General features: G+C 68.6%; 2 pseudogenes. Both read left to right on the plus strand.

The features are described from left to right. Nucleotides 1-7: 7 nt before the first annotated feature. A pseudogene (locus BLV72_RS51695) lies at nt 8-13,351 on the plus strand (type I polyketide synthase); the annotation flags it as partial. Between the two features lie 189 nt (nt 13,352-13,540). Beyond that, a pseudogene (locus BLV72_RS52310) lies at nt 13,541-17,746 on the plus strand (type I polyketide synthase); the annotation flags it as partial. Nucleotides 17,747-17,778: the final 32 nt, after the last annotated feature.

Consider the following 17,778-nt stretch of genomic DNA (forward strand, 5'->3'; position numbering starts at 1 on the left):
ACCGGGGATCGAGGGGACTGGCACGGGGATGTCGAACGACGAAAAGGTACTCGAGTACCTCAAGAAGCTCACCGCCGATCTGCGCCAGACGCGTCAGCGCCTGGCGGATGTCGAGGCCAAGAGCCGCGAGCCGATCGCGATCGTTGGCATGAGCTGTCGTTTTCCGGGTGGAGTCAGCTCGCCGGAAGACCTGTGGCGGCTGACGGAGTCGGCGGTGGACGCGGTCTCCGGTTTCCCCACCGACCGTGGCTGGGACTTGGACGGCCTGTACAACCCGGATCCGGATCGTGCCGGACGGTCGTATGCCCGAGAGGGCGCGTTCCTCCCCGACGCCGGCCACTTCGACCCCGGCCTCTTCGGTATCTCGCCGCGTGAGGCGCTGGCGATGGATCCGCAGCAGCGGCTGCTGCTGGAGGCATCCTGGGAGGCTCTGGAGCGGGCGGGCATTCCGACCGACTCCCTGAAGGGCAGCCGGACCGGGGTGTTCGCCGGACTGATGTCCTCCGACTATGTCTCGCGGCTCTCGGCGGTTCCGGACGAGCTCGAGGGATACGTCGGAATCGGCAGCGCGGCGAGCGTCGCGTCCGGCCGGGTGTCGTACACGCTGGGGCTCGAAGGTCCGGCGGTGACGGTGGATACGGCGTGTTCGTCGTCGCTGGTGGCGTTGCATCTGGCGGTGCAGGCGCTGCGGAACGGTGAGTGTTCGCTGGCGCTTGCGGGTGGCGTCACGGTCATGGCCACACCCGGCACCTTTGTCCAGTTCTCCCGTCAGCGCGGCCTGGCCGCCGATGGGCGGTGCAAGGCGTTCGCGGCTGCGGCGGACGGCACCGGCTGGGGCGAGGGTGTGGGGATGCTGGTGGTGGAGCGGTTGTCCGATGCTGAGCGCAACGGGCATCGGGTGTTGGCGGTGGTGCGGGGTTCGGCGGTGAATCAGGATGGTGCGTCGAATGGGTTGACGGCGCCGAATGGTCCGTCGCAGCAGCGGGTGATCCGGCAGGCGTTGGCGAATGCCCGTTTGTCGGCGGTGGATGTGGATGCGGTGGAGGCGCACGGTACGGGTACGGCGTTGGGTGATCCGATCGAGGCGCAGGCCCTGTTGGCCACGTATGGCCAGGATCGGGCCCCGGGTCGGCCGTTGTGGTTGGGGTCGGTGAAGTCGAATATCGGTCATACGCAGGCGGCTGCGGGTGTGGCTGGTGTGATCAAGATGGTGTTGGCGTTGCGGTATGGGGTGTTGCCGCGGACGTTGCATGTGGATGAGCCGTCGCCGCATGTGGATTGGTCGGCTGGTGGGGTGGAGTTGCTGACCGAGCAGGTGGTGTGGCCGGAGGTGGATCGGCCGCGTCGGGTGGGTGTGTCGGCGTTCGGGGTGAGTGGGACGAATGCGCATGTGATTGTGGAGCAGGCGCCTGTGGTGGAGGGGGAGGCCGGGGGCGAGCGTGTGGGGCTGCCCGCTGTGCCGTGGGTGGTGTCCGGTGTGGGTGAGGGGGCGGTGCGGGCGCAGGCGGAGCGGTTGCGCGACTTTGTGGCGGAGCGGAATCCAGATCTGGATTCCGCTGATGTGGGGTGGTCGTTGGTGGCTGCTCGTTCTGCGTTGTCGCATCGTGCGGTGGTGGTGGGTGCGGATCGCGCGGGGTTGCTGGGGGCTTTGGAGGGGCCGGTGGTTGTGGGGGTTCCGGTCGGTGGTGGGTTGGGTGTGGTGTTTGCGGGGCAGGGGTCGCAGCGGTTGGGGATGGGGCGTGGTTTGTATGAGGCGTATCCGGTGTTTGCCGCGGCGTGGGATGAGGTGTGTGGGGAGCTGGATCGATATGTGGAGCGGCCTGTGGGTGAGGTGGTGTGGGGTGATGACGCGGAGTTGATCGGGGAGACGGCGTATACACAGGCGGGTTTGTTCGCGCTTGAGGTGTCGTTGTATCGGCTGATCGTCTCGTGGGGTGTGAAGCCGGATTATCTGCTGGGCCACTCCATTGGTGAGTTGGCGGCGGCGTGTGTGGCGGGTGTGTGGTCGTTGGAGGATGCGGCGCGGGTGGTGGCAGCACGCGGTCGCTTGATGCAGGCGTTGCCGTCGGGCGGTGCCATGGTTTCTGTGGCGGTGTCGGAGGATGAGGTGCGGCCGCTGCTGACCGGGGGTGTGGCTATTGCGGCGGTGAACGGTCCCGAGTCCCTGGTGATCTCGGGGGATGCGGATGAGGTGGCCGAGGTCGCGGGTGTGTTGGCTGGTCGGGGGGTGCGGACGCGGTGGTTGCGGGTGAGTCATGCGTTTCATTCGTCGCGTATGGACGGGATGCTGGCGGAGTTCGGCGAGGTGCTGCGGGGGGTGGAGTTCCGGGCCCCGAATGTGCCGGTGGTGTCGAACGTATCCGGTGTGGTGGCGGGTGAGGAGTTGTGTTCGCCGGAGTATTGGGTGCGTCATGTGCGGGAGACCGTGCGCTTTGCTGACGGGCTGGAGACGCTTCGTGGGTTGGGTGTCAGTTCCTTCCTGGAGCTGGGGCCGGATGGCACGTTGACCGCTCTGGCTGATGGTGATGGTCTGCCCGTACTGCGTCCGGGTCGTCCGGAGCCGACCGCTGCCATGGAGGCTTTGGGTGGGCTGTTTGTCCGGGGTGTGGAGGTGGATTGGCGTGCGGTGTTTCCGGGTGCTCGGCAGGTGGATTTGCCGACGTATGCGTTCCAGCATGAGCGGTTCTGGCTGGAGTCGGCGGTGGTTGAGCCCGCGACCAGTGCCGTTGATGCGGCGTTCTGGGAAGCCGTCGAGCGTGGGGATGCGGATGCTTTGGGGGTTGATGCTGAGCAGCCGTTGAGTGCCGCGTTGCCTGCCTTGGCGTCGTGGCGGCGGGCGCGCCGGGAAGAGTCGGCGGTCGACGCATGGCGGTATCGGGTGACCTGGACCCCGGTTGTGAGTCCCTCTTCGCAACTCTCTGGGCTGTGGTTGGTGGTGATCGAGCCCGACGGAGCGGAGACGGACGTTGTCGCCGCGCTGCGTGCCGCCGGAGCCGAGGTGCGCGTTGTCACGGTCGAGGAGCTGGACGCGGGCCCGGTCGCGGGTGTGGTGTCGCTGCTGTCGGTCGAGGCGACGGTGTCGCTGGTGCAGGCGCTCGGGGTGGCTGGGGTCGACGCACCGTTGTGGTGTGTCACCCGGGGTGCGGTTTCCTTGGCGGACGGGGATGTGGTGGATCCGTACGCGTCGGCGGTCTGGGGGCTGGGCCGCGTGATCGGTCTGGAGCATCCGGAGCGTTGGGGCGGACTGATCGACCTGCCCACCGCATGGGATGAGCGGACCTGCGGTCTGTTGTGCTCGGTGCTTTCAGGCGCCACGCGTGAGGATCACACAGCGATCCGTGGCAACGAAGTCTTCGGCTGTCGTCTGAGCCGTGTGACGACGTCGGGTCGGGGGCAGTCCGCTGCCTGGGAAGCGTCGGGGACGGCGCTGATCACCGGTGGAACGGGGGCTCTCGGGAGCCATGTCGCCCGATGGCTCGCAGGTACCGGCGTCGCAGAGATCGTGCTGACGAGTCGGCGAGGCCCGGACGCTCCCGGAGCTCGGGAACTGGTCGCCGAACTATCGGCCATGGGTGTGTCGGCGCGGACCGTGGCATGTGATGTGGCCGATCGGGACGCGGTTGCGGAACTGCTCGGGACAATCCCGGATCTTCGCGTGGTCGTCCATGCTGCGGGAGTGCCGAGCTGGGGCCCGTTGAGCGCCCTTACCGCAGAGAACCTTGAGGCCGGCATGCGGTCGAAGGTCATGGGTGCCATCCACCTGGATGAGCTGACGCGCCACATGTCCTTGGACGCCTTTGTTCTGTTTTCGTCGGTTGCGGGGGTGTGGGGGAGCGGTCGTCAGTCGGCGTATGCGGCGGCGAATGCGTTTTTGGATGGGTTGGCGTGGCGGCGTCGTGGTGTGGGGTTGGTGGCGACTTCGGTGGCGTGGGGTATGTGGGGTGGGGGTGGTATGGCTGTTGGGGGTGAGGAGTTCCTGGTTGAGCGTGGTGTGTCGGGGATGGCGCCGGGGTCGGCGGTGGTGGCGTTGCGGCGGGCGTTGTGTGATGGCGAGACGGCGCTTGTGGTGGCGGATGTGGACTGGGAGCGGTTCGGGCCGAGGTTCACGGCCCTGCGTCCGAGTCCCCTGCTGAGCGAGCTGATAGCCGACACCGTCGACTTGGGGACTGGCGCGGGCGAATTCGCGGCCCGCCTCCACACCCTGTCCGAGGGCGAGCGTATGCGCGCGGCCGTCGAGCTGGTGCGTGTTTCTGCCGCGGCGGTGCTGGGGCACCCGGGCCCTGAGGCGATCGACCCCGGCAGGACGTTCCAGGAAATCGGCTTCGACTCGTTGACCGCGGTGGAGCTGCGCGATCGGATGGCCACAGCCACCGGCATCCGACCGCCCGCCACGATGATCTTCGACTATCCGACTCCCGTGGCCCTCGCCGAATACCTGAACGTGGAATTGCTCGGCGCGCCGCGGGAGAGTGTGCCGCCGCTGCCGGTGGTCGCACCGGATGACGACGACCCCATCGTCATTGTCGGCATGAGCTGCCGCTTCCCTGGGGATGTCGAGTCTCCCGAGGACCTGTGGCGGCTGGTCGATTCCGACGGCGACGCCATCACGGCCTTCCCGGCGGACCGCGGGTGGGATCTGACCGGACTCTCCGACGCGGCTGCGGGGGAGTCGGACACGTCGTATGCGCGTGTCGGTGGATTCGTTCACGATGCGGGCGAGTTCGATCCCGGCCTCTTCGGGATCTCGCCGCGTGAGGCGCTGGCGATGGATCCGCAGCAGCGGCTGCTGCTGCACGCGGCATGGGAGGCGTTCGAACGGGCGGGTGTGCCGGTCGCCTCGGTCCGAGGCAGTCGGACGGGAGTGTTCGTGGGAGCTTCCCCGCAGGGCTACGGCGCTGCCGACGCATCGGAGGGCTACTTCCTCACCGGCAGTTCGGGCAGCGTCATTTCGGGTCGGGTGTCGTACACGCTCGGGCTTGAGGGCCCGGCGGTGACGGTGGATACGGCGTGTTCGTCGTCGCTGGTGGCGTTGCATCTGGCGGTGCAGGCGCTGCGGAACGGTGAGTGTTCGCTGGCGCTTGCGGGTGGCGTGACGGTGATGGCGACCCCCACTGCTTTCGTGGAGTTCTCGCGTCAGCGCGGGCTGGCTGCCGATGGCCGGTGCAAGTCCTTTGCCGCCGACGCGGATGGGACGGGTTGGTCGGAGGGTGTGGGGCTGCTGTTGGTGGAGCGGTTGTCTGATGCTGAGCGTCGTGGGCATCGGGTGTTGGCGGTGGTGCGGGGCTCGGCGGTGAATCAGGATGGTGCGTCGAATGGGTTGACGGCGCCGAATGGTCCGTCGCAGCAGCGGGTGATTCGGCAGGCGCTGGCCAGCGCCGGACTCGCCACCCAGGACGTCGATGCGGTGGAGGCACACGGCACGGGCACCCCGCTGGGTGATCCGATCGAGGCGCAGGCGCTGTTGGCCACCTACGGTCAGGACCGGGATCCGGAGCGGCCGCTGCTGCTGGGGTCGTTGAAGTCGAACATTGGTCATACGCAGGCGGCGGCGGGTGTGGCCGGTGTGATCAAGATGGTGATGGCGATGCGCCACGGCGTGTTGCCCCGGACCCTGCACCTGGACGAGCCCTCTGCTCATGTGGACTGGTCGACCGGTGCGGTGGAGCTGCTGACCGAGCAGGTGGCGTGGCCGGATGTGGATCGGCCGCGTCGGGTGGGTGTGTCGTCGTTCGGGGTGAGTGGGACGAATGCCCATGTGATCGTGGAGCAGGCGCCTGCGGCGGTGGAGGGCCCTCGGGATGAGGGAGTTGAGCTGCCTGCTGTGCCGTGGGTGGTGTCGGGTGTGGGTGAGGGGGCGGTGCGGGCGCAGGCGGAGCGGTTGCGTGGGTTTGTGGCGGGTGATGCTGGGTTGGATGTGGTGGATGTGGGGTGGTCGTTGGTGGCTGCTCGTTCTGCGTTGTCGCATCGTGCGGTGGTGGTGGGTGCGGATCGTGATGAGTTGTTGGGTGGGTTGGGTTCGGTGGTTGTGGGGGTTTCGGTCGGTGGTGGGTTGGGTGTGGTGTTTGCGGGTCAGGGGTCGCAGCGGTTGGGGATGGGGCGTGGTTTGTATGAGGCGTATCCGGTGTTTGCCGCGGCGTGGGATGAGGTGTGTGGGGAGCTGGATCGGTGGTTGGAGCGGCCTTTGGGTGAGGTGGTGTGGGGTGATGACGTTGAGTTGATCGGGGAGACGGCGTATACGCAGGCGGGTTTGTTTGCGCTTGAGGTGTCGTTGTTTGCGTTGGTGTCGTCCTGGGGTGTGAAGCCGGATTATCTGCTGGGCCACTCCATCGGTGAGTTGGCGGCGGCGTGTGTGGCGGGTGTGTGGTCGTTGGAGGATGCGGCGCGGGTGGTGGCTGCTCGGGGTCGTTTGATGCAGGCGCTGCCCGAGGGCGGTGCGATGGTCTCCCTCCAGGCCGCTGAGGCCGAGGTGCTTCCGCGTCTGGCCGGTTACGAGGGCCGGGTGAGCGTCGCGGCGATCAACGGCCCGGCGGCGACCGTCATCTCCGGTGATGAGGCGGCGGTTCGTGCCGTCGAGGAGGTGTTCATCGGTCGGGGGGTGCGGACGCGGTGGTTGCGGGTGAGTCATGCGTTTCATTCGTCGCGTATGGACGGGATGCTGGCCGAGTTCGGCGAGGTGCTGCGGAGGGTGGAGTTCCGGGCCCCGAGCGTGCCAGTGGTGTCGAACGTATCCGGTGTGGTGGCGGGCGATGAGCTGTGCTCGCCGGAGTATTGGGTGCGTCATGTGCGGGAGACCGTGCGCTTTGCTGACGGCCTGGAGACGCTTCGTGGGCTGGGCGTCGGTACCTTCCTGGAATTGGGTCCCGATGGCACGTTGACCGCTCTGGTCGATGGTGATGGTCTGCCCGTACTGCGTCCGGGTCGTCCGGAGCCGACCGCGGTCATGGAGGCTGTGGGCGGGTTGTATGTCCGGGGCATCGAGATCGATTGGGCGGCGGTGTTTCCGGGTGCTCGGCAGGTGGATCTGCCGACGTATGCGTTCCAGCGTGAGCGGTTCTGGCTGGAGCCGTCCTCGGCCCGGCCCGTGACCAGTGCCGTGGACGCGGCGTTCTGGGATGCGGTCGAGCGTGAGGATTTCGGTTCGTTCGGTATCGACGCCGGGCAGCCGCTCAGCGCGGCTCTGCCCGCCCTGGCGGCATGGCGCCACCGTCGCCAGGAGAGGTCACTGGTCGAATCGTGGCGGTACCGCCTCGGCTGGTCCCCGATCGGCGAAGTTCCTGAGCAGCCGAGTCTGCGTGGCACGTGGCTGGTGGTGGGCGCTGACGGGGCCGATGTTGCTATCGCGCTGCGGTCGGCCGGGGCGGATGTCCGGGTCGTGGCGGCGCTGGAGCCGGGCGAGGCCCCGGTCGCGGGTGTGGTGTCGTTGCTGTCGGTCGAGGCGACGGTGTCGCTGCTGCAGAGCCTCTTGGCCGCCGGGATCGACGCACCGTTGTGGTGTGTCACCCGGGGTGCGGTCGCGGCGGTCGACGGAGACGTGGTGGAGCCTGACCAGGCCGGAGTCTGGGGCCTCGGCCATGTCATCGGTCTGGAGCATCCGGATCGTTGGGGCGGGCTGATCGACCTGCCGGCGGTCATGGATGATCAGGCGGGGGAGGCACTGGCCGCCATCCTCGCCGGTGACACTGGTGAGGATCAGATCGCGATCCGTGCCACCGGGACGTGGGCCGCCCGTCTGACGCGTGCGGAACCGTCCCGTGTGGCGTCGGCCGGATGGCGGGGTCGCGGCGCTGCGCTGGTCACGGGTGGTACGGGGGCACTGGGGCGCCATGTGGCGCGCTGGCTGGCCGGAACCGGTGTGGAGCGGGTCGTGCTGACGAGCCGTCGGGGGTCCGAGGCGCCTGGCGTTGCGGAGTTGGTGGCCGAGCTGGGGGACCTGGTGCGCGTGGTGGCGTGCGATGTCGCCGATCGCGAGGCGCTCGCGGCTCTCCTGGGGACGATTCCGGATCTGCGTACCGTGGTGCATGCGGCCGGTGTCCTCGACGACGGTGTACTCGAATCGCTGACCCCGGAGCGGATCCGTGACGTGATGCGGGTCAAGGTTACGGGGGCGCGGTATCTGGATGAGTTGACGCGAGGTCGGGATCTGGATGCCTTTGTGTTGTTCTCCTCGGCCGCGGGGACCGTGGGCAACGCGGGCCAGGGAAGTTATGCGGCGGCCAATGCGGTGTTGGACGGGCTGGCTTGGCGGCGTCGGGCGGAGGGACTGGTAGCCACGTCTGTGGCCTGGGGCGCCTGGGCCGACAGCGGCATGGGGGCCGGGCACGCACGGGCCATGGCGCCATCACTGGCACTGGCCGCCCTTCAGGGAGCTTTGGATGACGACGAGACCGCACTGCTGATCGCGGACATCGATTGGGAGCACTTCGCCTCGCGGTTCGCCGGGGCGCGGCCCAACCCGCTGCTTGGTGATGTGCTGGGTGGCGCCGCTCGCCGCACGCCCGTGGCGGACGAGTTCGTCGAGCGACTGCGGAGCCTCCCTGCGGTCGAAAGGGAACGGGCGGTCCTTGAGCTCGTACGTGGCCAGGTGGCCGCCGTTCTGGGGCACGCCACCCCGGCGGCGATCGACCCGGCGGCCACATTCCAGTCAGCCGGTTTCGACTCTCTGACCGCGATCGAACTCCGCAATCGACTCATGGCGGCCACCGGCGTACAGACACCTGCCTCGGTCGTGTTCGACTACCCCACGCCGGAACTCCTCGCCGGCCACCTGCGGGATCAGCTGCTAGGGGTGGGATCGGCAGCTCTCTCGGCGACGGTCGCCACGGCTCTGGTGGATGACGACCCGATTGCGATCATCGGCATGAGCTGCCGGTTCCCCGGTGGCGTCGACTCGCCCGAAGAACTGTGGCGGCTCCTGGAATCGGGAACGGACGCCATATCCGCCTTTCCGCTGGATCGGGGCTGGGACCTGGTCGGCGGAGCCGATGGCCTCTCCGTCGGGGCGGGTGGTTTCCTCTACACGGCTGCCGACTTCGATCCCGCCTTCTTCGGGATCTCGCCGCGTGAGGCTGTCGCGATGGATCCGCAGCAGCGGCTGTTGCTGGAGGTCTCGTGGGAGGTCTTCGAACGGGCCGGGATCGCCGTGGACGTGCTGCGGGGAAGCTCCACCGGAGTGTTCGTCGGCACCAACGGTCAGGATTACGCTGCCCTCGTCGGTAACGCGCCACAGCGTGCGGACGGCCATCTGGCCACCGGCAGCGCGGCGAGCGTGGCGTCCGGCCGACTGTCCTACACCTTCGGGCTCGAGGGCCCGGCCGTCACCGTGGACACCGCGTGTTCGTCGTCGCTGGTCGCCATGCACCTGGCCGCGCAGGCGCTGCGCGCAGGTGAATGCGGTATGGCGCTCGCGGGTGGCGCGACGGTGATGGCCACGTCCACCGCGTTCGCTGAGTTCTCCCGCCAGGGGGCGTTGGCTTCCGACGGCCGGTGCAAGGCGTTCGCGGCGGCGGCGGACGGTACCGGCTGGGGCGAAGGCGTGGGCATCCTCCTGTTGGAGCGGCTGTCCGACGCCGAGCGGAACGGCCACCGGGTGCTGGCCGTCATGCGTGGCTCCGCCGTCAACCAAGACGGTGCGTCGAATGGTTTGACGGCGCCGAATGGTCCGTCGCAGCAGCGGGTGATTCGGCAGGCGTTGGCGAATGCCCGTCTGTCGGCGGCGGATGTGGATGCGGTGGAGGCGCACGGCACCGGGACCACGCTGGGTGATCCGATCGAGGCGCAGGCCCTGTTGGCCACCTATGGTCAGGACCGGGATCCGGAGCGGCCGCTGCTGCTGGGCTCGGTGAAGTCGAATATCGGTCATACGCAGGCGGCGGCGGGTGTGGCCGGTGTGATCAAGATGGTGATGGCGATGCGCCACGGTGTGCTGCCGCAGAGCCTCCACATTGACGAGCCCACTCCCCACGTGGACTGGACGGCCGGACGGATCGCACTGCTCACGGAACCGTCCCTCTGGCCTCAGAGGGGAGTGCCGCGACGGGCCGGGGTCTCCTCGTTCGGAGTAAGTGGCACCAACGGGCATGTCATCCTCGAACAGGCATCCGTGGCGGCCGAACCCGAGACGGTGCGAACGACCGAACCCTCAGCCGTTCCGTGGGTGCTGTCGGCACGGAACGAGGCAGGGCTGCGGGCGCATGCCGCCAGGCTTCGGTCCTTCGTGAGCGCCGATGGTGGCGTACAGCCGGTCGATGTCGGCTGGTCGCTGGCATCGACCCGAGCGATGCTGTCTCACCGTGCGGTGGTCGTGGGGGCCGACCGCGCTGAGCTGTTGCGTGGTCTGGACGCGGTGGCGAACGGAAGCCCCGACCAAGGAGTGGTGACCGGCGAGGCCGGATCGCCCACCGGAGTGGTGTTCGTCTTCCCGGGTCAGGGGTCGCAGTGGGCCGGGATGGCGCTGGAGCTGATGGAGTCCTCGCCGGTGTTCGCGCGGCGGATGGGCGAGTGTGCGGATGCGCTGGCTCCGTTGGTGGAGTGGTCGCTGTCGGATGTGCTGGCGGATGAACGAGCGCTGGCTCGCGTCGATGTGGTGCAGCCGGTGTTGTGGGCGGTGATGGTGTCCCTGGCGGAGCTGTGGCGTTCGTATGGTGTGGTGCCGTCGGCGGTGGTGGGTCATTCGCAGGGTGAGATTGCGGCGGCGTGTGTGGCGGGCGGCCTGTCCTTGGCGGATGGGGCGCGGGTGGTGGTGCTGCGGAGTAAGGCGTTGCTGGCCTTGTCGGGTCGGGGTGGGATGGTGTCCGTCCCTGTATCCGCCGATCGGTTCCGTGATCGCCCCGGGTTGTCGGTGGCGGCGGTGAATGGTCCGGCGTCGACGGTGGTGTCCGGGTCGGTTGAGGTGCTGGATGCGGTGTTGGTGGAGTTTCCGGAGGCCAAGCGGATTCCGGTGGATTACGCCTCGCACTCCCCGCAGGTGGAGGAGATCAGGGAAGAGCTGGCCGAGGCTCTGGCGGGCGTGGAGCCGCGTAGTGGGCAGGTGCCGTTCTATTCGACGGTGACCGGGCGGCTGATGGACACTGCGGAGCTGGATGCGGGGTACTGGTACCGGAACCTGCGCGAGACCGTGGAGTTCCAGTCCACGATCGAGGGGCTGCTGGAGCTCGGTCACACGGTGTTCGTGGAGGCCAGTCCGCATCCGGTGCTGACCATCGGCGTCCAGGACACCGCCGACGCCACCGACACCCCCATCATCACCACCGGATCGCTGCGCCGCGACGACGGCGGCCCTGCCCACTTCCTGACCGCGCTGGCCGAACTGTCCGTACGAGGGGTAACGACGGACTGGCGGCAGGCGTTCGGAGGGATTGGCCCCCGGCATGTCGACTTGCCGACCTACCCATTCCAGCGGGAGCGCTTCTGGGTCGAGCCCACTGCCCCGGACGTGGTCCGAGACGGGGACACCAGCGCGGACAGTGAGTTCTGGGCAGCCATCGAGCGCGAAGACGCCGCATCGCTGGCGACCGTTCTCCAGGTCGATGACGCATCGCTGGGTGGCCTGCTGCCCGCCTTGTCGGCCTGGCGTCGCCGACGGCACGAGAGGTCCGCGCTCGAGGCGGTTCGGTACCAGGTCAACTGGAAGCCGCTCGCCGACGACCAGGCCGCGATGTTGTCGGGCTCTTGGCTGGTTGTGGTCTCCCAGGCGGACGCGCAGCATCCGTGGGTCTCCGGCGTCTGCGAGGCACTCGCTCAGCACGGGGCCGAGCCAGTGGTGTGTCCGGTGGACGAGCGGCACATGGATCGTGCTGTGCTGTCCGCCCAGCTGACGAGCATGACCACTGCGACCAGCAGGACCGACACAAGCAGCACCGCCGGCACGAGCAGCACCACCAGCCCGACCGGAACGAGCAGCGCGACGAATATCAGCGGCGTGGTGTCGCTGGTCGCCCTGGACCAGCGGCCGCACCCGGACTTCGCCTCCGTTCCCGTCGGTTTCGCCATGACGGTGCTGTTGACTCAGGCATTGGGCGACGCGGGTGTGGAGGCCCCGCTGTGGAGCGTGACCCAAGGAGCCGTGTCGACCGGGCCCGGGGACACTCTCGCCGAGCCCGCACCGGCATCGGCGCTGGTGTGGGGCGTCGGCCGGGTGATCGCGCTCGAGCAGCCACTGCGCTGGGGTGGTCTGATCGACCTGCCGACCGACGTGAACGCGAGGGCATGCGCACAGCTGGCAAGGGTCCTGTCAGGTGCATCGGGCGAGGACCAGGTCGCGATCCGGGCGGTGGGGACCTTCGGGCGCAGGCTCGCCCATGCTCCCGCGTTGCGGACCGACCTGCCGTCCTGGAATCCGAGCGGGACCGTACTGGTCACCGGAGGCACCGGAGCACTGGGCGGGCATATCGCGCGGTGGCTGGCGCAGCAGGGCGCTGAGCACCTCGTGCTGACGAGCCGGCGCGGGATGGCCGCGCCCGGGGCGTCCGAGCTCGTCGCGGACCTGGAGATGGCCGGAGCGGCGGTGACGGTGGCCGAATGCGATGTGGCCGACCGTGCCCAACTGGCCGCCTTGATAGCCGAGGCAGGCCCGCTGACGGCTGTGGTGCACACGGCCGCCCTGCTGGACGATGCGACGGTCGAGTCCCTGACCACCGAGCAACTGCACCGGGTACTGCGCGTCAAGGCTGACGGTGCGATGCATCTGCACGAGCTGACCCGCGACATGGAGCTGTCCGCGTTCGTGCTCTTCTCGTCCTTGTCCGGGACCATCGGTACGCCAGGGCAGGGCAACTACGCACCGGGCAACGCCTTCCTCGATGCGCTGGCCGAGTGCCGCAGGGCCGAGGGCCTGGTGGCGACCTCCGTGGCCTGGGGCCTGTGGGCCGGTGGCGGGATGGGGGAGAGCGAAGCCGGTGAGGTGGCCCGGCGGCATGGCGTTCCGGCACTGTCCCCCGAACTGGCGGTGGCCGCTCTCCGTACGGCCATCGAGCAGGGCGACACGGTGGTCACCGTCGCCGACATCGAGTGGGAACGCCATTACGCCGCCTTCACCGCGACCAGGCCCAGTCCCCTGCTCGCCGACCTTCCCGAAGTACGGCGACTCGTCGACGCGGGGGCCGCTTCCGTCGTCGAGGAGACGGGCGTTGACCGGTCCGGACTCGGCGAGCGTTTGGCCGGGCTCGACGAGGCCGAGCAGCGGCGACTGTTGCTCGACATGGTGCGCCGCAACGTCGCGGTCGTGCTCGGGCATACCGACCCGGAGAGCGTGCCGTCCCATCGCGCTTTCAAGGAGCTCGGCTTCGACTCCGTGACAGCGGTCGAATTCCGCAACCGACTGGGTGCCGCGACCGGTCTGCGGCTGCCGGCCACTGCCGTTTTCGACTACCCGACCCCGCTCGCCCTGGCGGAATACGCGTGCTCCGAACTGCTGGGGACGGCCGCGGAGCCCCTGCGCGCCGAGCCCCTGCGCACCGGGCCGAGCGGGTCCCTCGTGGACGACGATCCGATCGTGATCGTCGGAATGAGCTGTCGCTTCCCCGGCGGGGTGAGCTCGCCGGAGGACCTGTGGCGTCTTCTCACCGAGGGCGGGGACGCGATGTCGGCCTTCCCCGCCGACCGTGGCTGGGATCTGTCCGGGCTCTTCCACAGCGACCCCGGCCACCCGGGGACCTCGTACACGCGGACAGGTGGCTTCGTACATGACGCGACCTCGTTCGACGCCGGGTTCTTCGGTATCTCCCCGCGTGAGGCGACCGCGATGGATCCGCAACAGCGGCTGCTGCTGGAGGCGTCGTGGGAGGCGTTCGAGCGGGCGGGGATCGATCCTCGGTCGCTGCGGGGCAGCACGACGGGAGTGTTCGCCGGTACCAACGGCCAGGACTACGTCAGTCTTCTGGGCGGAGATCAGCCGCAGGAGTTCGAGGGCCATGTCGGAACGGGCAATTCGGCGTCGGTGATGTCCGGCCGGATCGCCTATGTCCTGGGCCTTGAGGGTCCTGCCCTGACGGTGGATACGGCGTGTTCGTCGTCGCTGGTGGCGTTGCATCTGGCGGTGCAGGCGCTGCGGAACGGTGAGTGTTCGCTGGCGCTTGCGGGCGGTGTCACGGTGATGGCGACACCGAGTCTGTTCGTGGAGTTCTCCCGCCAGCGCGGCCTCGCCGCGGACGGTCGGTGCAAGGCGTTCGCGGGGGCGGCGGACGGCACCGGTTTCTCCGAGGGCGTGGGAATGCTGGTGGTGGAGCGGTTGTCCGATGCTGAGCGCAACGGGCATCGGGTGTTGGCGGTGGTGCGGGGTTCGGCGGTGAATCAGGATGGTGCGTCGAATGGGTTGACGGCGCCGAATGGTCCGTCGCAGCAGCGGGTGATCCGGCAGGCGCTGGCGAGCGCCGGGCTTGCTGCTCGGGATGTCGATGCGGTGGAGGCGCACGGTACGGGCACCACGTTGGGTGATCCGATTGAGGCGCAGGCGCTGTTGGCCACGTACGGTCAGGATCGGGATCCTGGGCGGCCGCTGCTGCTGGGCTCGGTGAAGTCCAACATCGGACACACTCAGGCGGCCGCTGGTGTCGCCGGACTCATCAAGATGGTTCTGGCCCTGCGCAACGGTGTGTTGCCGCGGACGTTGCATGTGGATGAGCCGTCGCCGCATGTGGATTGGTCGGCTGGTGAGGTGGAGCTGCTGACCGAGCAGGTGGTGTGGCCGGAGGTGGATCGGCCGCGTCGGGTGGGTGTGTCGGCGTTCGGGGTGAGTGGGACGAATGCGCATGTGATTGTGGAGCAGGCGCCTGTGGTGGTGGAGGCGGCTGGGGGCGAGCGTGTGGGGCTCCCTGCTGTGCCGTGGGTGGTGTCGGGTGTGGGTGAGGGGGCGGTGCGGGCGCAGGCGGAGCGGTTGCGTGGGTTTGTGGCGGGTGATGCTGGGCTGGATGTGGTGGATGTGGGGTGGTCGTTGGTGGCTGCTCGTTCTGCGTTGTCGCATCGTGCGGTGGTGGTGGGTGCGGATCGCGCGGGGTTGCTGGGGGCTTTGGAGGGGCCGGTGGTTGTGGGAGTTCCGGTCGGTGGTGGGTTGGGTGTGGTGTTTGCGGGTCAGGGGTCCCAGCGGTTGGGGATGGGGCGTGGGTTGTATGAGGCGTATCCGGTGTTTGCCGCGGCGTGGGATGAGGTGTGTGGGGAGCTGGACCGGTATCTGGAGCGGCCTTTGGGTGAGGTGGTGTGGGGTGATGACGTTGAGTTGATCGGGGAGACGGCGTATACGCAGGCGGGTTTGTTCGCGCTTGAGGTGTCGTTGTATCGGCTGATCGTTTCGTGGGGTGTGAAGCCGGATTATCTGCTGGGCCACTCCATTGGTGAGTTGGCGGCGGCGTGTGTGGCGGGTGTGTGGTCGTTGGAGGATGCGGCGCGGGTGGTGGCTGCTCGGGGTCGTTTGATGCAGGCGTTGCCGTCGGGTGGGGCGATGGTTTCTGTGGCGGCGTCCGAGGATGAGGTACGGCCGCTGCTGACCGAGGGCGTGGCCGTCGCGGCGGTGAATGGTCCCGAGTCGGTGGTGTTGTCCGGTGATGAGGCGGCGGTTCGTGCCGTCGAGGAGGTGTTCATCGGTCGGGGGGTGCGGACGCGGTGGTTGCGGGTGAGTCATGCGTTTCATTCGTCGCGTATGGAAGGGATGCTGGCGGAGTTCGGTGAGGTGCTGCGGGGGGTGGAGTTCCGGGCCCCGAGCGTGCCAGTGGTGTCGAACGTATCCGGTGTGGTGGCGGGCGATGAGCTGTGCTCGCCGGAGTATTGGGTGCGTCATGTGCGGGAGACCGTGCGCTTTGCTGACGGCCTGGAGACGCTTCGTGGGTTGGGTGTCGGTTCCTTCCTGGAATTGGGTCCCGATGGCACGTTGACCGCTCTGGTCGATGGTGATGGTCTGCCCGTACTGCGTCCGGGTCGTCCGGAGCCGACCGCGGTCATGGAGGCTGTGGGCGGGTTGTATGTCCGGGGCATCGAGATCGATTGGGCGGCGGTGTTTCCGGGTGCTCGGCAGGTGGATTTGCCGACGTATGCGTTCCAGCGTGAGCGGTTCTGGCTGGAGTCGGCGGTGGTGGAGCCCGCGACCAGTGCCGTTGATGCGGCGTTCTGGGATGCGGTCGAGCGTGGGGATGCGGAGGTTCTGGGGGTTGATGCTGAGCAGCCGTTGAGTGCCGCGTTGCCTGCTTTGGCCTCGTGGCGGCGGGCGCAGCAGGAACAGTCGGTGGTCGACGGCTGGCGGTACCGGCTTCGCTGGACGCCGGTCAGGGGTGTGCCGTCCGGGCAGGTGCTGACGGGGACCTGGCTCGTCGTGGTCGAGCAGGGTGCGGACGGTGCTGATGTGGCCGTCGCGCTGCGGTCAGCCGGAGCCGAGGTGCGGGTCGTGACGGCGGTGGAGCCGGGCGATGTGGCGGTCGCGGGTGTGGTGTCGCTGCTGTCGGTCGAGGCGACGGTGTTCCTGCTGCAGAACCTCCTGGCCGCCGGGATCGACGCACCGTTGTGGTGCGTCACTCGGGGTGCGGTCTCCGTGGCGGACGGGGATGTGGTGGATCCGTACGCGTCGGCGGTCTGGGGGCTGGGCCGCGTGGTGGGCCTGGAGCATCCGGAGCGTTGGGGCGGGCTGATCGACCTGCCCACGGAGATGGATGCGCGTGCGGGCTCCTTGCTGGCCGGGGTTCTCGCCGGGCACACCGGGGAGGATCAGGTGGCAATCCGTGCCGCTGAGGCGTGGGGTGCCCGGCTGACCCGGGTGGCACCGGCGGCGGACACGTCCGTCGGGTGGCATGGTCGGGGAGCCGCCTTGATCACCGGGGGCACGGGTGCGCTGGGCGGTCATGTGGCGCGCTGGCTGGCCGGGACCGGTGTGGAGCGCATCGTTCTGACGAGCCGACGAGGGGTCGAGGCCCCCGGTGCCACCGACTTGGTGACCGAGCTGGAGGCGTTCGGAGTCCAGGTGACTGTGGCCTCGTGTGATGTCGCCGATCGGGACGCGGTCGCGGCGCTGCTGGCCGGCATTCCCGATCTCCGGGTCGTCGTGCACGCCGCGGGGGTGCCAAGTTGGGGTGCGGTGGACAGCCTGACCACCGATGAGTTCGAGGAGAGCGTGCGGTCGAAGGTTGCCGGAGCGGCGCACCTGGACGCACTGCTGGCGGACGCCGATCTGGATGCCTTTGTTCTGTTTTCGTCGGTTGCGGGGGTGTGGGGGAGCGGTCGTCAGTCGGCGTATGCGGCGGCGAATGCGTTTTTGGATGGGTTGGCGTGGCGGCGTCGTGGTGTGGGGTTGGTGGCGACTTCGGTGGCGTGGGGTATGTGGGGTGGGGGTGGTATGGCTGTTGGGGGTGAGGAGTTCCTGGTTGAGCGTGGTGTGTCGGGGATGGCGCCGGGGTCGGCGGTGGTGGCGTTGCGGCGGGCGTTGTGTGATGGTGAGACGGCGCTTGTGGTGGCGGATGTGGACTGGGAGCGGTTCGGGCCGAGGTTCACGGCCCTGCGTCCGAGTCCCCTGCTGAGCGAGCTGATAGTCGACACGCCCGAGCCGATCGCGTCGACGGCCGGCGAATTCGTCGCCGCGCTGCGCGGGTTGTCGCGGCAGGAGCGGGATCGTGCGGTCGCGGAGCTCGTACGGACGCATGCCGCCGAGGTGTTGGGTCACCGGAACCCGACCGCGATCGAGCTCGACCGGACGTTCCAGGAGCTGGGCTTCGATTCGCTGACTGCCGTGGAACTGCGGGACCGGCTCAGTACGGCCACCCAGCTGCGCTTCCCGGCTTCCGTGATCTTCGACTACCCGACCCCGGC

Source organism: Streptomyces melanosporofaciens, assembly GCF_900105695.1.
Taxonomy (GTDB): Bacteria; Actinomycetota; Actinomycetes; order Streptomycetales; family Streptomycetaceae; genus Streptomyces; species Streptomyces antimycoticus.